This window comes from Pseudomonas sp. 3B-A001-10F, assembly GCF_056313565.1.
Genome location: NZ_JBQYFW010000006.1, coordinates 176,562 through 195,783, shown reverse-complemented (window position 1 = coordinate 195,783; position 19,222 = coordinate 176,562). Strand labels below are relative to the sequence as shown.

Sequence of the window (19,222 nt, the reverse complement as noted above, 5' to 3'; positions counted from 1 at the left end):
CATCCCCCCCACTCAAGTAGTCAAGGCTTTCAATAAAGGACGAATCGTTGACTAAAATAATTTATATCATCATTTTGTACTCAATATTTTTATTCACTCCAGCTTCCGCAGAGCTAACGACAGAAGAGCTATTAGCAAGAAATAACGGCATTATCCTGTATCAACAAAGTGATTGGTACGATTCACAGCCACTACTGAAAATCGCTGCAGATGCAGGGGATAGTACAGCGCAATATTACCTGGGAGAGGCTATCCGCCTCAGCCACCGCTACACCACCGAAGATGCAAAAAAATGGTACAAATCCGCAGCCAATCAAGGAAATTTGTACGCAATGCTTCGGCTGAGTGCGCATAACTTGTGCAAAGAGATGGAAAGTTGCTTAGGTAAAAACGATGAAGAATGGCGGAGTTATGCGCTGCAGATTGCAAATGAACGCGCCGAGAAAGGCGATACTGAGGCAATGATTTTTTTATTCACCGCTAGCCAAGGTTTGCAATGGTTAGAAAAGGCAGCGACAGCAGGCAGTGGATTTGCTCAAAAAACGCTCGCTGGTAAGTACAAAGATGGTGAGGGTTGGTTCCTTATTCCTGGTAGTCGCGAGAAAGCCGTTGAAAAATGGTTCAAAGCTTCAGCTGACAGCGGTTACCCGCCGGGCATGTACCTATACTCAAATTTTTTATATGAAAATAATGCGCGCAAAGAAGATGTAGGATATTGGCTAAAAAAAGCGGCTGAGTCAGGTCATATTGATGCTGCTGGTGGATATGCCCTCACTGTCGCGCATCTCCCTGACAGTTACGGATTCCCTTTGGACTTGGTAGAAGCCTATGGAATCACCTACCTTATCTCCCATTTGCAAGGCGGTGGCGTAGCCCCTGAGGATGCTCGAAGAAGCCTCTCTGAAATTGCCGAAAAGATGATTCCTCAAGAAATCGAGGATGGGATTCGCTTTGCCAAAGATTGGGAAAAGACTCACCCACCACTTTCCTACTTTGTTCCGGCTTACGGCTACTGACCTAAGGAAGTTTATCTGTGTCCGCTCTCCGCCCTCTTTTCTTAAGCATCGCCTTGTGGGTTTCCACAACATCAATTTCCAACGCCCAATTAATTGAAAATCAAGCGGTAGCGAAAGAAACTGGCATTATGCTTTACAAGCAAGGTGCATGGACTTCCTCCCAACCGTTTTTACGAACCGCGGCTGAGGCCGGCGATAAAAAATCTCAATATTTTCTAGGTGAGGCGATACGACTGAGTAATCGCTACATGACAGAGGAGGCCAGAAATTGGTACGTAGCTGCGGCAGAGCAAGGTGAACTTTACGCTATGCTACGTCTAAGTAGTAAAAAGGATCCTTGCAACTTACTAGATGACTGCGCGGGGAAAGGTAATGTTGATTGGAGAGAGCAAGCTTTAAAAATTGCCCGTGAACGTGCCGACAAAGGTGATACTGAGGCAATGGTTGTGCTGTTTACGGCAAATCAAGGATTGGAATGGCTGGAACGAGCCGCAGAATCGGGTGATAATTTTGCTCAACAGCGGCTCGCCAGTGCTTACCAAAGTGGAGAGGGATGGTTTTTGATCCCTGGGAGTCGCGAGAAAGCAGTTAAAAAATGGTTTAAGGCTTCAGCAGAAGGAGGTTTTCCTCCGGGCATGTATCTGTACGCAAACTATTTATATGAACACAATGGTAGTAAAGAAGAAGTAGGAAGCTGGCTCAAAAAAACAGCTGAATCCGGACATATAAATGCACTAGGGGGTTATGCATTAAATATTGCCCATCTTCCAGATACTTATGGATTTCCTTTAGATCTCGTTAAGGCTTACGGCTTCACCTACTTGATAGCAAGCCTCAAAGGCGGAGCAATCGCACCGGAAGATGCAAGATTGAACCTCCTTGAAATAGCAAAAAAAATGCAACCTGGAGAAATAAAACTAGGAATATCATTCGCAAAAGAATGGGAAAAATCCCACCCTCCTTTATCGTATTTCCATCCGACATACGGTTACTAGCAAATCCATTGCAAATAGAGAACAACCAACAACACAAAGCGATAGATTTATTTAACAGATACTTCAGCAATTAAATAATCCGTCGCTTTTTCCTTCCAAAACAGCCATTTCTTTCAGAGCCGCCGCAGGAGCAAAGGAAGCAAGGATGGAGAACCCAAGTGCTTAAAAGTAAGTATGAGCGATTACCCCACGCGGGGGACTTCGAAAAAGAAAATGGACTAGAAATAATATACTTATCTCCAAAACCGATACCAACCGGGATGCCTGCAATCACCACTCGGCAACTACACCGCAACGCCAATAGTACCTTCCTGGACTTTTCTACAGGACAAGGGAACTTCGAGTTCATGGCGCGAATTGGTATTGGTTCGATAATGTTAATTATCACCTCACTTTTTTTCTTCTCAGCTTTCGCTTCTTGGATCAGAAGATACTCAGAACCGTTCCTGAGTGCCTGGGCCAGCTTTTTCTTCAACCCCGTGATATGGTTCATAATTCTATCGATTGCCGCACTCTATCTTTATTATTTTATAAAGTTAGCCAATGAGTTCTCTTCAAACCCGCCTCTACGTTTTAATCGTGAGCGCCGCGAAGTTGTATACGTAGCTAAAAAGCGAGACAAACCCAAGTATATATGTTGGGAAAGCGTTATAGTCTGCATATCTTCCGGCAAACTGATAACACAATATTCTGTAACCCCAGAGCACAAGCTAATGATCGGTCTGCGCGAAACGACCAGCGGCGAAGTCCTTTGGAGCGTAATACCATGTGGTAGCTTAAGTCTGGCGATATCAGAATGGGAGGCTATTAGAGCTTACATGGAGAATGGTATAGACAGCCTCCCAACCAATTATAGCGACGAACTTGAAGAAGGTACTGTCGAGTTTTTCAAATTATGCCGTGAAAGCTATCGCGAAGAACATTCCCTAGTACGTTACATCTGGGGTTTTATCACAATTCAGTTATTTAGTGGCTGGACTTTACCATGCTACATATCCGAATGGATTAACAATCGTCCTAAAGTGCTTTTCCCCAAGGAAGTATTAGAGTGGTCAAAGCCCCTCCCACTAGCAGATCATGCAAAGCCCAGCAAAGAGCTAGTTGCGGAAACCGAAGAAATCCGCAAGCACTTCGCAAGAGGGAAGACTCTTTTAGATTACTTCAGCGTAAAACTCTCTGATGTGGATACAAAATCCCAGACAAGTGAATAATTACTACCTAGGACTTTGCGTCGCTAGTATATATGGCGCATTCCGAGTTCCCGTAAGATGCCATATACAACGGCGAAATAGAGCAACCACGAAGGACACTCTACCGGACCAATTGAATGCCTGATAAAAAATCCTACCGTTTGCCCCAAGCCGGTGACACTGAAAACAAATTCGGAACCGAATTTATTTATCTTTCGCCGGTGCCATTTCCCACAGGGGTGCAAGCCTTCAGCGCCCGCAATTTACATCAAGAGGCAAACGAAACCTACTTGGATTTTTCCGTAGGACGCGGAAACTTTGAGTTCATGGCAAGAGTGGGTATTGGCGTCGTCATGTTTTTTATTATTTTCCTATTTCTTGCAACCGGATACTTGTCCTGGCTACGACGAAATTTTGAACCGTTCTTATCAAGTTGGTGGGAGTTCTTCTCCGGCCCGGTTGTGTGGGCGATTGTAATACCATTAGCCTTGCTTTATACAGTGGTCTTTTATCTTTCTACACGCCAGATCACACAACATCCACCCATACGTTTTAACCGTCAACGTCGCGAGATCGTTTTCATTCCAAAAAGAGGAACTCGCCCTCATTATGTAGCTTGGGAAAGTACTATTGCTTGCGTATCTGCTGGCCAGCTAGTAACGCAATATGCAACGATACCTGAATTCAAATTAATGATCGGCTTGCGTGAAGCAGAAACCGGAAACATTCTTTGGTCATCGGTCGCTTGTGGGAGCTTAAGTTTAGCGATTTCCGAATGGGAGGCTATACGGGCCTATATGGAAGAAGGACCCTCAGCCTTGCCTGCGCCACAAACAGACGAACTTGAAGAAGGAAGTGTGGCATTTTTCCATTTATGTCGACGAACTTACCGAGCAGAACACTCCGTAATCCGTTACGCCTGGGGCTTCCTGACGATACAGTTTTTTAGCGGCTGGACTTTGCCCTGCTATATTTCCGGTTGGGTAAATAACCGCCCAAAGGCAAAATTCCCTAAAGAAGTACTGCAGTGGTCGAAGCCAATATCCACTGATCAGCATGCAAATCCGAGCGAGGAACTTTTAAATAAAAGTGCCGAGATTCGCTCGACCTTTTCAAAGGGGAAAACTTTTCTCGACCATTTCAAACTCAAGCGATCTGATCAAGCACAGTAAATAGACAATCGGGGGATAAACCACGTTTTCTTTCTTCTAGAAGTGGTCTCCCCCCGAATAGCCTGCCCCCCTTACTCGGTAAACAGCTAACCCACATAAAAATCCGCGAAAATCTGAAGAGCAACAGTACGTCATCAAAGCTGAAACCCCGCATTCACAATGCATCTATTCAACCAGTTCGCCCGCCACTTCATACTTCACCACGACCCGATTCCGATAAAGCCTCTCCCTTTCCACCAAAGCCCCCACCTGCCCCTTTTCCCTGACCTCCCGCCAGATCTCATTCTCCCGATACACCCGCGCCCCCTCCCGCACAAACCGATGCGCCTCCTGGAACACGTGATAGCGATATTCCCTCACCCGATCACACAGCAACTCCCCTTCGAGTTGTGTCTCGCCGACGTTCAACTTCAACTGAAAGTGCCGATCCGTCGGGTTGTGCAGCACCAGATCAACGTAGTTGTAGAAAATCGCCGCCCCGGATCCAAACGGCAGCACCCGCCCTTCGTCCGGAAACGGGTCGAAGCTGTGGTTGGAGCGTTCGACTACCACCAGCGGTGAATGAATCGCCATCCAGTGAATCAGGTTGCTCAGTTGGCAAATGCCGCCGCCTACACCGCGTCGTGCCTCGCCGAATGACAGTTCCATGCCTTCAACGTAGCCGCGCTTCAAGGTCGGGCGGCCGACGAGGCGGCAGAAGGAGAAGTGTTCGCCGGGGGCGATGATGATGCTGTCGATGGCGGCGACGGCGAGTTTGAGGTTGATGACTTTGTTGTGTTGCAGAGCGAGGTCGGAGTTGCCGAGTTTGCGGATGAGTTTCGAGGTGTGTTTGAGGTAGCGATATGGCAGACGCTCGGCTGCGGCGACGGGGCGTGCGTAGCGTTTGCTGGAACAGTGCCAGGCGATCTGGCGGAACAGTCTTTTTTGCCACACGCGCAGCCAGTACAAGGCCGGGTGGTAGAGGGAAAGAGGTTTCATCCGTGACACAACGGCGTGCGCCGTTTCTTCCTTGAACCGTGAGAGGGGCGCGCATTTTATCCGCTTATGACCGGCAGCACCCCCATGCATTTCATTAGACCAGCAGCCTCTCTTCGGCATACATCTACCGTCACATCCGCAAATTAAGGTTCGACTAAGGTTGCCTCGCTACGATCGCGGCAACGAAACCCTGTTGTCCTTGAATCGCAGATGAGTCCTTCCGACATGAACGCGTTTGATTTACCAGCCCAGCCAGCGTCGAATTTCAGCCTTGTCTTGGTAAATTACAAAACCCCGGACATCACCCGAATGTGCCTCGAGCTTTTGCGTGAGCACGTCCAGGAGCAGCGCATTCCGGTGTGGGTGGTGGACAACGATTCGGCGGATGCCAGTCTCGATTACTTGCGTTCGCTCGACTGGATCAACTTGATTGAACGGCCTTCCCCGGGCAAGGAAATCGGCCATATTGCGCATGGCAAGGCGCTGGATCTGGCGCTGGAAAAAGTCGACACTGATTACTTGTTCCTGTTGCACACCGACACCTTTGTCTACGACAAAGAAGTGTTCGCCATGATGATGCGTGAATGCACGAAAAAACCGGATATGGCCGCAGTCGGTTGTGTAGAACAACTCAATCGCGGGGTTGTTCGTGACACTTGGCGGTTAACTTCGCGTTTCTGCAAGCACTATGTACGTAAAGCTAAAGTACGTCTTGGCATGCGCTCGAAAATGCCAAGACCCTACAAAGAAACTCATCTGAAAAGTTTCTGCACATTGTGGAATGTCCGTCTGATGAAGTCCCTGGGCCTGCACTTCTGCATGGATGAGCAGGTGCCCGGTTATGCGCTGCAAGATCAAATGAGCAGCCTGGGCTATGGCATCAAGTTCCTGTCACCGCGCAAGATTTTCAGCTATCTGGATCACATTCAGTCAGGAACCGTCGCGGCGGCGGGCACCTACGGGGCAAATCACCGCAGGACAAAAATGTATCAGGCCACGCTGAAGCGCTTTCAAGGGGCAGCTAGACACAGCTGAAGCGCACACCTCGGTCTAATTCACAGCAAACAAAAAGGGCGACTATAAAGTCGCCCTTTTTGTTTGCAGAAATTGTATACATCCACTCCGAAGAGGTGTTCGCCCAGTGTAATGGCCTGGCAATCCATGCACCGGTAAAGAGCCCTGACACTGGGCGAACGGGGTGGATTTTAATAGAAGTTGGCGCTTATGTCCTCATTCTTGAATATGAAATTTATGTACGGAAACGTTAATAGATATTTATCGGCGATTCCTTTCATGAAACTTTCAATGAGGTCAAATCACACTAATAGTATGACTACTCTCATACAAAAACTGTACAAGAGCAGTCATCCTGTAGAGTTAAAGCTCAACTTTCGTGTTGACTGGTCACTTTTAAGATATCGGTGTAAGTGACAATAACGCTCTGCCCTTCTTTCAGATCTTTCAGCTTGGCTTGAATTTCAGGCTGTTTCACGTCGAGGACTTTCGATTGACCTTGCGGGTTTTGCAGGGTCACCTGATTTGTCTTCAAATCAATTTTGGTGATTTTCAACTGCACCTGAACCTGACGATACGCCTCGCCACCGGGGTTATCGCTGCCCGGAGCCTTACGCAACTCACCGGTACGTTCGGTAGTGCCAGGCAGACCTTTATCCACATCGGTGTCGAGGTAAGCGGCGACAGAACGCTGTACCTGGATGTTGACCTGATCGCCCACCTTCAGATTGGCGAGGTTTTTCGCCTTGTCACTGAGCTGAACGTGAACCGGCTTGCCTTCGGCACCTTCCAGCACAACCTGATGGTTGGCGGCATCGACGGAGATCACTTTGGTGGTGACCTGATCGGCTTCAACAGTGGCAGACAGCGGAATATCGGCAGCCAGTGCGCCGAAGCTGGTGGCGGACAGTACGGTTGCGAGAGTGATGGCCTTGGCCAGTGCGTCGAGCTTCATAATCAATACTTTCCCTGTGATGAATGGCAGCGCCCGGCGTTGAAGCGGCTTCGACGCCGAGCGTGCCACTGAGCATAGACGCTGTTCAGGGCTTGGCTTTGGTTTGTGACGGCGAGGTTTGTTGCTTGGCGGTGTCTTGCGCGGTGGATTCGCCGCTGGGCGTGCCTTTGCCATTGTTTTCACGCTGTTTCGGGTCGGTGGGCCGCAGGGCGTCGTTGTCACGTTCGGTCTCGCCCGGTGGACGGGGTTCGTCGGGGTGTTCGCCTTGGGTGATGGGTTTCATGGGGTTGTCCTCAGGCTTTGGGGTCGTCGAGTTCACGGGCGACGTTGATCGCCGGTGAGTCCTTGTGCAGATCGTCGGCCTTGGCGCGCAGAAACTGCCATTGCTCCAGGTCAATGGCGCCCTGGCCGAGCAGGTCGTCGGCGATGCGTTGCAGGTCGAAGTAATGCGCGTCGGGGGATTGCTGCCAGTAGGTCTGGTCGTCGAACAGGCGCTGCCAGGTGGTCATGTCTGGGGGTTGCAGGTCGTCGCTCATGGCTAATCCTCGGCAGATTTTTCTGTAGAGGACAACACACCAAGCCAAGTTCAAACCGATCCTTTGCAGGAGAGTTTTCAGTACCCGGTCATTTCCAGATAGCCCTGGCCGGGATGGCTGCCGCTGATGTGCACCGGGCCTTCCCAGTACGGGATGCGCAGGTTCATCCAGGCGTTGGGGTTGAGCGCGTCGAGGCTGATGTCGAGGTGTTTGTCGGGGATGCTGATCGACCATTTCACCGGCATCGCCCGGCCGGCGACTTTTGCGGTGTCTTGCGGGGTGAGCTGGATCTGCGAACTGCGCAGGGTTTGCGTCTGGCCGTCGGCAGCGATCCACGTGCCGGTGAGATACGGCGCACCGTCCTTCTGACGCATGCGGTAAAGCATCACGTGTTCGCCGCTGTCCAGGTGCAGAGAGAACCAGTCCCAACCGGTTTGATTGGCGGTCAGCGGCTGGCTGCTCCATTCGCGATCGAGCCACGCGGGGCCACTGACGGCGTAGCTCTGGCCGTCAATCTGCAATGTGCCGCTAGCCTGAAAAAACGGCTGGCTGTAGTAATACGACGCCTGACCTTCTTCGGATTTCTGACTGAAACCCTTGTCGCCCTGCAACACCAACGGACGACTGGAAATGAGGTGCAGTTGATAGGCGAAATCCTTGTCACGAGCGCTGAGTTGCAGGTCGCTCAGGGGATCCTGCGCCTGACTGGCGAACCGCCAATCATCGATCCACGCCTCGAACGGCGCCAGTTGCACACCCGCCTGCCCCACCCCGCCTCGCGCATAACGTTCGGCAGCGTGATGTACCGTGCTCGACGTCACCGCCGCATGCCCCAGCCAGATCGTTTGATTGCCCCACCCTGCCGTCTCCGCCACAGGTTTTAAAGCGCTGCGAAACAAGGTCCACTGCACGCCGAATTCATTGCCCTGCTGATCCTTGAGATTGGCGGTGACGTACCACCACTCAATGCGAAAGCCGTCATGCGCCCCGTGATCAGCGGGAAAACTGAACACCCGCCCCGGCACCACCGGCGTAAACGCCAACGCCTGATTGCCCATCCCGGCGAAGCCCTTCTGCTCCGGCGCCGATTGATCGCAACCGCCGAGCAGCAACAAAACCATCAGCACAACGCGGTTAATCCTCATGGGCAAACGTCCTCAACAGGTCCGCCGGTTGCGTGCGGTACAACGAGTACAGCGGCCATGCCGACGCCAGCAATGTCGCCAGCAACGCCAGCCCCATCAGTTGCAGCAGTTGCCATGGGAACACCCGTAACGGCAGCCGCCAGCCAAACGCCTGCACGTTGATCACCGCATCCAGGCACCACGCCAGCGCGATCCCCAGCGGCAACGCTAACACCAGCGTCAGCACCGCCAACAGCCAGGTCTGACCAAGATTGAGCAGCATCAATTGCCGCCGCGTTACGCCCAGCGCCCACAGCGGTGCGAGTTGTCCGAGGCGACTCTGGCTTTGCGTCAGCAGGCTGATGAACAGCGCCACACCCGCCACCGCCAGGGTCAAGCTGTTCAACGCCGCCGTCGCCGCAAAGGTCCGTTCGAAGACCTGCACCGACCAGCCCTTGAGCCGCGCCTGATCAACGATGCGACTGTCATCGAGTTGAAAACGCGTCTGCAATGCTGCTAAAAGTCCCGGGATATTCTGCGGGTCAATACGCAAATTGAAGCGGTTCGGCGTCAGTTGCGGCCAGCCGCGCAGCAGGTGGTGGATGCTGACCAGCAAATGCCCCTTGGGATTGCCGTAGTCGGCGTAGATGCCAACGATGCGCGGCGACCAAGTGCCGTTGGGTGTCGGAATCGCCACGTGTTCACCCACGTGTAGTTTCAGGCGCCGGGCGATTTGCTCACTGAGCATCACCGCATCATCCGTCGCGAGATGCGCCCACGGATCGCCGCCAACGGCATCGAGCAGCGGCCAGTGCTGGCGATAATGCTCGTGATCGATGATGCCGAACACTTCCGCCGGCCAGCCCTGCAACGTCACCGCGACCTGCCAGTTGGGCAGAATCGCCGCGATGTTCGGCTGCTGCTTTAGCCAGCTGTACATTTCCCGCGACTGTGCCGGATTGCTCGGGTTGATATACAGCTCGGCGCTCAGGCGTTGTTCGAGCCAGTCATCGAAGGTCTGGCGAAAACCGGCGGTCATGCTGCCGGCACCGATGTTGGCGGCGAGCGCCAAAAGCAACGCCATCAGCGCCAGGCTCAGTGCCGGCAATTGCTGACGACAATCGGCGAGAAACCACTGCCCCAGCACCGAGCGACTGCGCCCGAGCAACTGATTCAACAGCGCACTGAGCAACACCGGCAAAGCCAACGCGGCGCCGATCAGCAACCCGGCCATCAGGACAAAACCGCTGGCCAGACTGTCACCCCAGATCAACGCCACCAAGGCCAGCAAACCGAGCACTGCCGCCAGCCAGCCTTGTCGACGCAGCCAACGTGCATATTGCTGATGCCAGGCTTGCGGATCCGCTACGGCCAACAACGGCAAACGGGCGGCGCGCAGCAGACTGTTGGACCCGGCGAGCAACGCGCCGAGCAGGCTCAAGCCGATGCCGCTGAACCACCACCACGGACTCAGGCGCAGTTGCCCCGCCACTTCCGCGCCATATAAACCGCGCAAGCTGGCGGCGACATCCGGCAGCAAGACACTCGCTAACCAATAGCCGCTGATCACACCGAACAATCCGCCGATCAGCGCCAGAACACCCAGTTCGACGATCAGGCACACGATCAACATCCGCGCGCTGACCCCGCAGGCGCGCAACGTACGCAGCAGACCGCGTCGTTGCTCAAGAGCCAGGCCAATCGCAGCGTGGACGATGAACAAGCCCACCACGAATGACAAAAACCCTAACGCATCGAGATTCAGGTGAAAACTCTCGGTCAACCGCGCCAGATTGTTTTCCTCGCCGCTGCTTTTGATTTGCAACAGACCTTTGAAGGAGGCCGGCAACTCGGCGTGGAAATCCTTGGGCAGCAATAGCCGCGACAATTGTCCGGGTTGTTCAAGCAGGGTTTGCGCGACGCCGATGTCCACCAGCAATACGCCGGGCGCCATGTCCTTTTGCGCGAGCAACGGTGGCAAGCGCAGCCCATTAGCCGTTTGTGGTGTGTCGCCTTCACGCAGAGCCAGCGCCTGCAAGGTTTCCGGTGAAATCCACGTACTGCCCGGCGGCGTGAAAAACTCGACAACACGCTCAATCGGCAGCGCCTGCCCGGCCACTGCGGAATCGGCCGGCAATGACACCGGCTCGATGCCCATCAGTTGCAGGCGCTGATCTTCATGGCCCTTGAGCAACAACCGCCCCTGCAATAGCGGCGATACCGGCCAGCCCGCTCGGCGCAGGTCAACGAACCATTGCTGTGCGAACGTCGCGCCGTTCGGCGTACTGAGACTGGCCTGGGGTTCGCCGCCGATCAACTGGCTGGCCCGCGCGTAGCTGTCACGCGCCTGACTGTTCAGCGCCTCGACGCCAGTGAGCAGACTGGTCGCCAGCCACAAGCCGGTCAGCACGCTGAAAAACTGCACTGGATGACGCCGCCAATGGCTGAGCAGCGCACGCAGGGTTTGTCGGAAAACGATCACGTCAGCCGCCCGCTGGACAACACCACTCGCTGCGCCAATCGCGCCGCAACCCGCTGACTGTGAGTGACCATCAACAATGTAGTGGGCGTGTCATCGAGCAACTCAAGCAACAAGCGCAGCACTTCATCGCTGGTGGCTTCATCGAGGCTGCCGGTGGGCTCATCGGCCAGCAGCAATTTCGGCTGCGACGCCAGCGCCCGGCCCAAGGCGACCCGCTGCTGCTGGCCACCGGAAAGTTGCTCGGGATAACGCTTGAGCAAATCGCCCAGGCCCAGACGCTGCACCAGATGCGCCTGCCAACGCGGTTCATGGCGCCCGGCCAGGCGCGCCTGAAAGGCCAGATTGTCCTCGACGCGTAGACTGCCGATCAGGTTGAACTGCTGGAACACCAGACCGATTTCCGTCCGCCGCCAGTTCGCCAGTTGCGCCTCGTTCATCACCTCAAGTCGATGCTCGCCGCTGCGAATGCTGCCGCTGTCGACTTTGTCGAGACCGGCCACCAGGTGCAGCAAGGTGCTTTTGCCACTGCCGGATTCGCCCATCAGTGCCAGGCTGCTGCCGGATTCCAGCGTCAGGTCGACGCCTTGCAGCACCGGCAATGGGCCTTGCGGGGTGAGATAGCTTTTGAAGACGTTTTCAACACGAAGCATGCCGCCACCTGATCGGTCAGTGTGGGGCAAGGATAGCGGATGGCGATGACAGACCTGAATCTTGCGTTGAAGCAAACCGCCCCTTCGCGAGCAGGCTCGCTCCCACAGGTTGATCGCATTACAAAGGTGGGAGCGAGCCTGCTCGCGAAAGCGTCAGCCCAGCCAACTCAAACTTACTGCCCCGCCGCCACACTCGTCGGCGCCTGCGACGGCGTGACAATGCTGCCCAGATCAATGTGCTTCCACTCAGGCTTGGCACCCAACCGTGCATTGAAGCGGTAGTTGAAGGTGAACTCATCCGCCGTCGCGACACTCAGTGGCTTGCCATAAACAGCCTCGATCCCCGCCAGGTCATAGCCCATCAACTGCAACAGCGTCGGGAAGATGTTGTAGTGGCTGGAGCGATCCTTGTTCGCGGCCAATTGCGCTGACCAGTCCAGGGTTTTCAGATCGCTGCCCTGAATCACCACCAGCGGCACCAGGCCCTCCTCCTCCACCGGGTCGCCGCCGCAATGGGTGTTCAACCCCGGATTACCGCGTTCATGCAAATCCTGGCCATGATCAGACGTATAGATCAGCAGCGCATTATTCAGATTGGCCTCGGCGAACACTCGCGCGAAAAACTCACCGACATTCCACAACACGGTGTTCTTGTAGGCGTTGCGGTACAGCACCCAATCGTCTGGCTGGCCGTTGAAACCGTTGCGTTCGCCGGTATCGGCCACTTCGGTGAACTGCCCGCGCGGCAAGGTCGGGCGGTAGGCCATGAACGCATCCGGGTATTTGTCGTGCACCGGAAAGTGCGCGCCGACCTTATTGATCACCACCAGCTCTGACTGGTCGTCGTTGAGCAATTCGATCAGCTTCGCCGCTGCCGCCATGTCGCGATCGCGCACGCTGGTCTGGTCGAATTGCACGAACTGATCGATGTCCTTCTTCTCGGTATCGGTCATCAGGTTCTGCAGATTGCCGGCGGTGCGCTGGGCGTCGATGTACACGGTGCGCAGCCCAGCTTTCTTGGCGTACTGCCAGATCGACGGCAACGTGGTGTTGATGCGCATGTAGTCGGCGCGGGTGCCGCCGTAACGCAGGGTCACGTTGGTGTCGGCGCTGCAATTGGCGATGGAGGCGGCGTAGCCGTAATTGAAGATATCGACGCCGGGACGCGCTTGTTTGAGGTTGCTGTGCACCCCGAACGGCGCGTTGATGTCCAGATAATTGCCGGAGATGCTTTCGTCGATGATCAGCACGATGTCATGGCCGACAGCTTGCGAGCTGCGTGCCAGTGTCACCGGTTCGCGCGGGCCGACGGTGTTGTGCAGGGCTTCATAGGCAAACAGGTTCAGGTAGGCCAGCGGCGTGTACATGATCGGCAAACCCCGCGCGCCCTCGCCCGCACGCAAGAACAGCACCGCACTGAGCAGCAACACGCCGCACACCGGCGCCGCCACACGTAACGCGTTGGGAATCGCCAGGCTATGGCGGGGTTTCAGACCGATGGCAAACAGCAACAGCAAACCGCTAAGCACGCCACGCAGGATCGCGTCCCGGTACTGGTACGCCGCTTCCTGGATGAAACCGCCGGAGTAAACCAATGACACGAAACCGCTGTAGGTCAGGTAATCCGCCGTGACCCGGGTATAGACATCGAAAAACACTGCCGAGACAAACATTGCCAATGCGAAAACGTGGCGAATGAGAGCCTGTTTTATATACGCCGTTAGATATAACGCTAAAGTCAGCGCCAAAAACATCGCGCCAAAAAGAAGTACAGAAAAACTGAGGCCGATAGCATTTAACCGATCAAAGTAATATTCGGAATAAATCAGTAAATAAACAATTAAGAACAATTCTTTGGCATATCTGAACATGGCGATACCGATCGGGCAAAACGGCAGGGAGTCAAAGGTTTGTCAGTCAGAACCTGACACTAGCACCCGGCCATCAAAGCGCAAGAATTGACTGTTTTCAGTAGAAAGCGTCAAAAAAACGGTGACTCAAATCTGACACAGCTCAAACGCTACAAGCCTTTAAATTAAAGGCTTAAGACCGTTTATCGCTTATTTAAAATCTGAACAAATCTGCACAAAAGCAACAAATTCAATCGCAGCAATGACTTGATGGCCAATCGCCAAAAAATGCTCAAGTGTTATACAGATGCAACATGTCATTTTGCTGACACGCTTTTCAAACGCTGCGCTATACCCCTTTAACAATCTCATTCCGTAGTTAACTTTTGGTGTTATTGAGGTGCGCAGATGGACGTGAGCGTATTTGGCACTGGCTATGTCGGACTTATACAAGCCGCCGCACTTGCAGACGTCGGTCATCGCGTTTTATGCGTGGACATTGACCCAAACAAGATTAAACAACTGCAACAAGCGGTGCCGCCAATCAGTGAGCCCGGTTTATCCAGCACGCTCGAAGAAAACATCAAGGCCGGCCGTCTGCTGTTCAGTACCCAGGCAAGCGACGCCGTCGAGCATGCCGAGCTGATTTTCATCGCCGTCGGCACCCCGGCCGATGAGGACGGTTCTGCCGACCTCAGCCACGTGCTCAACGTCGCCCGGCAAATCGCTTCGCACATGGAGGCCGATCGCACCCTGATCATCAAATCCACGGTGCCGGTGGGCACGGCGGATCAAGTGCTGACCACCGCCAACAGCGAATTGCTGCGTCGCGGCAAGACTGATCTGCAAGTGCGGGTGGTGTCCAATCCGGAATTCCTCAAGGAGGGTAGCGCCCTCGCCGACTGCATGCGCCCGGATCGGATCATCGTCGGCACCCGTGACGATGTAGCCCGCGAGCAAATGAGCGAGCTGTACGCGCCGTTCTGCCGCAACCGCGAAAAACTGATGTTCATGGACAACCGCAGCGCCGAGCTGACCAAGTACGCCGCCAACGCCATGCTCGCCACGCGCATCAGTTTCATGAACGAACTGGCCAACCTCACCGAACTGCTCGGTGCCGACATCGAAGCGGTGCGCAAAGGCATCGGTTCTGACCCGCGCATCGGTTACCACTTCATCTATCCGGGCTGCGGCTTCGGTGGCTCGTGCTTTCCCAAAGACCTGCGCGCCCTGCTGCACACCGCCGAACACAACGGCATGCCGTTGAAACTGCTGCGCAGCGTAACCGACGTCAACGACCTGCAGCGGCACATACTCTTCAGCAAACTGAAAGCGCAATTCCCGCAAGGCCTTGCCGGCAAATCCATCGCGATCTGGGGCCTGGCATTCAAACCCAACACCGATGACATGCGCGAAGCGCCCAGCCGCTACTTGATGGATGCGCTGTGGGCCGAAGGCGCCAGCGTGCAAGCCTATGATCCGGAAGCGATGTCCGAATGCCGGCGCCTCTACGGCTACCGCAACGATCTGCACCTGTGCGCCACCCGCGACGACACCCTGGAAGACGCCGACGCACTGGTGATCTGCACCGAGTGGAAAAACTTCCGCGTGGTCGATTTCGAGTTGCTCGCCGAAAAGCTCCGTTCGAAGGTGATCATCGACGGCCGCAACCTGTACAACCCGGAACAAGTCGCCGCCGCCGGTTTGCATTACAGCGGCATCGGCCTGCGCCACATTGCGCCTGAAGGACTACGGCCATGAAGGTGCTGGTCACCGGTGCGGCCGGTTTCATTGGTGCCCATTGCGTGCTGCGGCTGCTGCGCGACGGGCATTCAGTGGTCGGTCTGGACAATTTCAACGCCTACTACGACCCGCAACTCAAGCACGACCGCGTGCAGTGGGTGCGTGAGCAGGCCGGCGATTTCCAGCTCGCTACGGTTGACCTGGCCGATGCCTCGGCCATCGCAGCGCTGTTTGTCCGCGAACGTCCGCAAGTGGTGATTCACCTCGCCGCGCAAGCCGGGGTGCGTTACTCGCTGGACAATCCCAAGGCGTATCTGGACAGCAACCTCAACGGTTTCCTCAATATTCTCGAGAGCTGCCGGCATCACCCGGTCGAACACCTGATCTACGCGTCATCGAGCTCGGTGTACGGCGCCAATCAGCACACGCCCTACTCCGTGAAAGACGGCGTCAATCACCCGCTGTCGCTGTACGCCGCAACCAAGAAAGCCAACGAGCTGATGGCGCACAGTTACAGCCACCTGTTCGGCATTCCCTGCACCGGCCTGCGCTTTTTCACCGTGTACGGGCCATGGGGTCGGCCGGACATGTCACCGATCCAGTTCGCCCGGGCGATCAGCGAAGGCACACCGCTGAAGCTGTTCAACTACGGCGAGCACCAGCGCGACTTCACCTACATCGACGACATCATCGAGAGCATCACCCGCCTCATCGAGCAGCCACCGCAGGTCAATCCGCAGTGGGATCGCGAGCAGCCCGACCCGGCCAGCAGCATGGCGCCGTGGCGCCTGTTCAACATCGGCGGACAGCACCCGGTCGAGCTGAAAACCTACCTGGCGCTGCTGGAAAAACACCTTGGCCAGAAAGCCATTGTCGAGCTGCTGCCACTGCAACCGGGTGACGTTCTCAACACCTGCGCCAACGCCAGCGATCTGGCCCAGGCCACCGGATTTCAGCCCCGGATAGAGCTGGATGAGGGACTCGGACGCTTTATCGCCTGGTTCCGCGACTACTACCCCACTGCCTATCGCCCACGCGCCGCTCGCGGCTGAATTACTGTGGAGGACTCCATGACTGGACATGAGAAAGGTGTACCGATCCTAGAAATGCGCCGCGACAAGCGCGTGGATCCCGAGCACCGAATGCGTCTCGACGCGGCGATTCATCGCCAGGGTCGCGGCTGGTTCACGGGCCGCGACGGCGGTCGGCCATGGCAACTGTCACGCACCAATCGCGTGGTCGCCTGCCTCGGTGCGCTAGTCATTCTGGTACTGATTTCACCACTGTTGCTGGGCCTGGCACTGGCCATCAAATACTCCAGCAAAGGCCCGGTGATGTTCGTACAAAAGCGCACCGGCTACCGCGGTCGCAAATTCGGCATGTACAAATTCCGCACCATGGTCGCCAACGCCGAAGAATTGAAAGAGTCGTTGCGTCACCTCAACAAGCACGGTGCCGACGCCATCGATTTCAAAATCGACCACGATCCGCGCATCACCCGCATCGGCGGTTTTCTGCGGCGCACCAGCCTCGATGAACTGCCGAACCTGATCAACGTGGTGACCGGTGACATGCGCCTGGTCGGCCCTCGCCCGACCTCGTTCAACGCTTACCGCTACAAGGACAATCACCTCGCCCGTCTGGCGATCTATCCGGGCATGACCGGCCTGTGGCAGATCTCCGGGCGCAGCAATATCGACTTCGACCAGCGCGTTGAGTTGGACCTCAGCTACATCGCCGAGCAGAGCCTTCTGCTTGATCTGAAGATTCTGTTGAAAACCCCCTTCAAAGTATTCAGCGGCCACGGAGCAAGCTAATGGACGGTTCAACCAACAAAAGCCTGAGCATCGCCACCCCCAGCGAATCGAACCTGACCTCGACCGTGCTGGATCTCGATCTGCGGATCCTGTTCCTGACCGCCGCCAACCCCGGCTCAGGCACCACCACCAGTGCGCTGGCACTGGCCAGCCAACTGGCGCAAATGAGCAGCGGCCAAGTGCTGCTGGTCGACGCCAGCCAGTCGGCGAGCAATCTCACCCAGCAGTTGAACCTGAGCAAGGAGCGCGGCCTGCGCGACTTGCTGTTCAACCCCGACAAACCACCGCTGTTGCAGGACTGCGTGGTGCAGGTCTCGAGCCTGCCGTTCCACGTGCTGCCCAACGGCCGGCCGATCCGCACCCTGGAGCACCTGACCGCCGAGCGTCTGAGCCCGTTGCTTGATCAATTGGGCAGCCAGTACCGCTTTGTGGTGATCGATGGCGACGCGGTGTACTCCGACGCCGACACGCTGGTCATCAGCACTCAGGTCGATGGCGTGGTGCTTGTCGTACGCGCCGAAGACACTCGCTGGGAAGTCGCCCAGGCCGCCGTGCAACGCCTGACTCAGGCCGGGGCAAAAGTGGTCGGTAGCGTGTTCAACCGGCGCAAGTACTACATGCCCAAATGGCTTTACAAAAACCTGTAAGCGAACGCAAAGGATGACGCCATGAACGCCAAAATGCTTGTCCTGCTGTTGCTGCCGCTTGCAGGCTGCTCCAGCAATTCCGACACCCGCAACATGCCGGTGAATATCCTCACCGCCACACCGGCCAATGCGCAAGCCACCGACATGCCGAGGGTCGAGCAGACCCTGCGCCCGAAAGACGTGCTGGATGTGATTTTCCACATCAGTACCAGCGGCTCGGACGCTTACCGCGTGCAGTCGGGTGACCAGATCGGCCTGAACTTCACCGCTGCCAGTCAGCTCAACGGCACGCAACTGGTGCTGCCCGACGGCACAATCGAACTGCCGGGCGCCAACACCTCGGTGAAAATCGCCGGGCTGACCAGCGACGAGGCTCGGCAGGAAATCCAGCGCGCCTATCAACGCAAACAGCTGTTCCAGCCCAACCGCAATCAGCTCTCGGTGCAGATTCTGAGCCCGCTGAGCAACGAGCAAAACCTCAAAAGCGCGCTGAACCACCCGGCCACCGGCATGAGCCGCGAAATCACTGTCGGCACCGATGGCTATGCGAGTTTTCCGGAAATCGGCGCCGTGCCGCTGCAAGGCATGACTGTCAATCAACTGGAAACCTTCCTCAACAGCAAATACGCGCAATTGCCGGGACGGATGACTGTGGATGTGCTGCTCAAATCCACCGCCGGCAACGAGATCTACGTGCTCGGCGAAGTCGCTCAACCGGGCTCGTACCCGATCCGCCGGCCGGTGTCGGTGCTTGAGGCGCTGACCCTGGCGCGCGGTACCAATGTCAAGGCGCGTCTCGATTCGGTGGTGATCATGCGGCGCAACGGCAATCAGGTGCAGGCCATGAATTACGACGTCGAGAAAGCACTGTCGGGCGATGCGCCACAGATCGCCTACCTGCAACCGGACGACATGCTCTACGTACCGAAAACCAAACTGGCCAGCGCCGGCGAACTCGCCCGTCAACTGGCCGATGTGGTGCTGTTCCAGGGCGTGGGGTTCAGCTTCGGCTACCGCGTCGACAACAAAGGCAGTGACAACTGACTCTCAGGT

General features: G+C 55.6%; 18 protein-coding genes. 10 read left to right on the top strand and 8 right to left on the bottom strand.

Going from position 1 to position 19,222, the window contains the following annotated elements; translation table 11 throughout:
• Positions 1–47: 47 nt before the first annotated feature.
• The 4 genes from AC0ZWN_RS08900 to AC0ZWN_RS08885 all read left to right on the top strand — a co-directional run bounded on the left by AC0ZWN_RS08900 (position 48) and on the right by AC0ZWN_RS08885 (position 4,373).
• A complete protein-coding gene (locus AC0ZWN_RS08900; protein WP_476334743.1) occupies positions 48–1,016 on the top strand; it encodes a tetratricopeptide repeat protein in 969 nt (322 codons plus the stop codon).
• 17 nt (positions 1,017–1,033) lie between these two features.
• The gene (locus AC0ZWN_RS08895) at positions 1,034–2,011 is read left to right on the top strand and encodes a tetratricopeptide repeat protein (RefSeq protein WP_476334742.1); all 978 of its coding nucleotides are present in this window, start codon (positions 1,034–1,036) and stop codon (positions 2,009–2,011) included.
• A 158-nt stretch (positions 2,012–2,169) separates the two neighbouring features.
• Entirely contained in the window at positions 2,170–3,222 is a 1,053-nt protein-coding gene (locus AC0ZWN_RS08890; protein ID WP_476334741.1) for a DUF6708 domain-containing protein, read from the top strand.
• Between the two features lie 116 nt (positions 3,223–3,338).
• Positions 3,339–4,373 (top strand): hypothetical protein, encoded by a 1,035-nt coding sequence (locus AC0ZWN_RS08885; RefSeq protein ID WP_414927476.1) that lies wholly within the window; start codon positions 3,339–3,341, stop codon positions 4,371–4,373.
• Between the two features lie 165 nt (positions 4,374–4,538).
• Here the strand turns inward: AC0ZWN_RS08885 and AC0ZWN_RS08880 are convergent, their stop codons facing one another.
• Positions 4,539–5,351, bottom strand: a complete 813-nt coding sequence (locus AC0ZWN_RS08880; RefSeq protein ID WP_476334740.1) for a VanW family protein — start codon at positions 5,349–5,351, stop codon at positions 4,539–4,541.
• A 225-nt stretch (positions 5,352–5,576) separates the two neighbouring features.
• On the opposite strand from AC0ZWN_RS08880, the gene AC0ZWN_RS08875 reads away from it, so the two are divergent.
• Positions 5,577–6,386 (top strand): glycosyltransferase family 2 protein, encoded by an 810-nt coding sequence (locus AC0ZWN_RS08875; RefSeq protein WP_476334739.1) that lies wholly within the window; start codon positions 5,577–5,579, stop codon positions 6,384–6,386.
• 349 nt (positions 6,387–6,735) lie between these two features.
• Here AC0ZWN_RS08875 and AC0ZWN_RS08870 read toward each other — a convergent pair whose 3' ends face one another.
• The 7 genes from AC0ZWN_RS08870 to AC0ZWN_RS08840 form a co-directional block, all read right to left on the bottom strand.
• A complete protein-coding gene (locus AC0ZWN_RS08870) occupies positions 6,736–7,320 on the bottom strand; it encodes a hypothetical protein (protein WP_095047534.1) in 585 nt (194 codons plus the stop codon).
• An 85-nt stretch (positions 7,321–7,405) separates the two neighbouring features.
• A complete protein-coding gene (locus AC0ZWN_RS08865; RefSeq protein ID WP_186624614.1) occupies positions 7,406–7,603 on the bottom strand; it encodes a hypothetical protein in 198 nt (65 codons plus the stop codon).
• 10 nt (positions 7,604–7,613) lie between these two features.
• A complete protein-coding gene (locus AC0ZWN_RS08860; protein ID WP_476334738.1) occupies positions 7,614–7,856 on the bottom strand; it encodes a hypothetical protein in 243 nt (80 codons plus the stop codon).
• A 77-nt stretch (positions 7,857–7,933) separates the two neighbouring features.
• Positions 7,934–9,001: a lipocalin-like domain-containing protein gene (locus AC0ZWN_RS08855; RefSeq protein WP_476334737.1), complete on the bottom strand. Its 1,068-nt coding sequence runs from the start codon at positions 8,999–9,001 to the stop codon at positions 7,934–7,936.
• Positions 8,991–11,462 carry an FtsX-like permease family protein gene (locus AC0ZWN_RS08850; protein WP_476334736.1) on the bottom strand — a complete coding sequence of 824 codons (2,472 nt, stop codon included), beginning with the start codon at positions 11,460–11,462 and terminating at the stop codon, positions 8,991–8,993. The genes AC0ZWN_RS08855 and AC0ZWN_RS08850 overlap by 11 nt, the downstream gene beginning before the upstream one ends.
• Positions 11,459–12,112: an ABC transporter ATP-binding protein gene (locus AC0ZWN_RS08845; RefSeq protein WP_476334735.1), complete on the bottom strand. Its 654-nt coding sequence runs from the start codon at positions 12,110–12,112 to the stop codon at positions 11,459–11,461. Before AC0ZWN_RS08845 ends, AC0ZWN_RS08850 begins: the two co-directional genes overlap by 4 nt.
• 173 nt (positions 12,113–12,285) lie before the next feature.
• Positions 12,286–13,983, bottom strand: a complete 1,698-nt coding sequence (locus AC0ZWN_RS08840; protein WP_476334733.1) for a sulfatase-like hydrolase/transferase — start codon at positions 13,981–13,983, stop codon at positions 12,286–12,288.
• A gap of 387 nt (positions 13,984–14,370) precedes the next feature.
• Between AC0ZWN_RS08840 and AC0ZWN_RS08835 the strand changes: the two genes are divergently transcribed.
• The 5 genes from AC0ZWN_RS08835 to AC0ZWN_RS08815 are packed head-to-tail and all read left to right on the top strand — an operon-like array spanning position 14,371 to position 19,213.
• The gene (locus AC0ZWN_RS08835) at positions 14,371–15,723 is read left to right on the top strand and encodes a UDP-glucose dehydrogenase family protein (RefSeq protein ID WP_476334732.1); all 1,353 of its coding nucleotides are present in this window, start codon (positions 14,371–14,373) and stop codon (positions 15,721–15,723) included.
• The gene (locus tag AC0ZWN_RS08830) at positions 15,720–16,757 is read left to right on the top strand and encodes an NAD-dependent epimerase (RefSeq protein WP_476334731.1); all 1,038 of its coding nucleotides are present in this window, start codon (positions 15,720–15,722) and stop codon (positions 16,755–16,757) included. Before AC0ZWN_RS08835 ends, AC0ZWN_RS08830 begins: the two co-directional genes overlap by 4 nt.
• An 18-nt stretch (positions 16,758–16,775) precedes the next feature.
• Positions 16,776–17,522 carry a sugar transferase gene (locus AC0ZWN_RS08825; protein WP_095124748.1) on the top strand — a complete coding sequence of 249 codons (747 nt, stop codon included), beginning with the start codon at positions 16,776–16,778 and terminating at the stop codon, positions 17,520–17,522.
• The gene (locus tag AC0ZWN_RS08820; RefSeq protein ID WP_038369597.1) at positions 17,522–18,169 is read left to right on the top strand and encodes a CpsD/CapB family tyrosine-protein kinase; all 648 of its coding nucleotides are present in this window, start codon (positions 17,522–17,524) and stop codon (positions 18,167–18,169) included. The genes AC0ZWN_RS08825 and AC0ZWN_RS08820 overlap by 1 nt, the downstream gene beginning before the upstream one ends.
• A gap of 21 nt (positions 18,170–18,190) precedes the next feature.
• The gene (locus tag AC0ZWN_RS08815; RefSeq protein WP_038369600.1) at positions 18,191–19,213 is read left to right on the top strand and encodes a polysaccharide biosynthesis/export family protein; all 1,023 of its coding nucleotides are present in this window, start codon (positions 18,191–18,193) and stop codon (positions 19,211–19,213) included.
• Positions 19,214–19,222: the final 9 nt, after the last annotated feature.

What these genes read in the sequence shown, in the direction of transcription:
- AC0ZWN_RS08885 (WP_414927476.1), top strand. Translation starts at nt 3,339, where the DNA reads ATGCCTGATAAAAAATCCTACCGTTTGCCCCAAGCCGGTGACACTGAA.
- AC0ZWN_RS08880 (WP_476334740.1), bottom strand. Translation starts at nt 5,351, where the DNA reads ATGAAACCTCTTTCCCTCTACCACCCGGCCTTGTACTGGCTGCGCGTG.
- AC0ZWN_RS08875 (WP_476334739.1), top strand. Translation starts at nt 5,577, where the DNA reads ATGAACGCGTTTGATTTACCAGCCCAGCCAGCGTCGAATTTCAGCCTT.
- AC0ZWN_RS08870 (WP_095047534.1), bottom strand. Translation starts at nt 7,320, where the DNA reads ATGAAGCTCGACGCACTGGCCAAGGCCATCACTCTCGCAACCGTACTG.
- AC0ZWN_RS08865 (WP_186624614.1), bottom strand. Translation starts at nt 7,603, where the DNA reads ATGAAACCCATCACCCAAGGCGAACACCCCGACGAACCCCGTCCACCG.
- AC0ZWN_RS08860 (WP_476334738.1), bottom strand. Translation starts at nt 7,856, where the DNA reads ATGAGCGACGACCTGCAACCCCCAGACATGACCACCTGGCAGCGCCTG.
- AC0ZWN_RS08855 (WP_476334737.1), bottom strand. Translation starts at nt 9,001, where the DNA reads ATGAGGATTAACCGCGTTGTGCTGATGGTTTTGTTGCTGCTCGGCGGT.
- AC0ZWN_RS08845 (WP_476334735.1), bottom strand. Translation starts at nt 12,112, where the DNA reads ATGCTTCGTGTTGAAAACGTCTTCAAAAGCTATCTCACCCCGCAAGGC.
- AC0ZWN_RS08840 (WP_476334733.1), bottom strand. Translation starts at nt 13,983, where the DNA reads ATGTTCAGATATGCCAAAGAATTGTTCTTAATTGTTTATTTACTGATT.
- AC0ZWN_RS08835 (WP_476334732.1), top strand. Translation starts at nt 14,371, where the DNA reads ATGGACGTGAGCGTATTTGGCACTGGCTATGTCGGACTTATACAAGCC.
- AC0ZWN_RS08830 (WP_476334731.1), top strand. Translation starts at nt 15,720, where the DNA reads ATGAAGGTGCTGGTCACCGGTGCGGCCGGTTTCATTGGTGCCCATTGC.
- AC0ZWN_RS08825 (WP_095124748.1), top strand. Translation starts at nt 16,776, where the DNA reads ATGACTGGACATGAGAAAGGTGTACCGATCCTAGAAATGCGCCGCGAC.
- AC0ZWN_RS08820 (WP_038369597.1), top strand. Translation starts at nt 17,522, where the DNA reads ATGGACGGTTCAACCAACAAAAGCCTGAGCATCGCCACCCCCAGCGAA.
- AC0ZWN_RS08815 (WP_038369600.1), top strand. Translation starts at nt 18,191, where the DNA reads ATGAACGCCAAAATGCTTGTCCTGCTGTTGCTGCCGCTTGCAGGCTGC.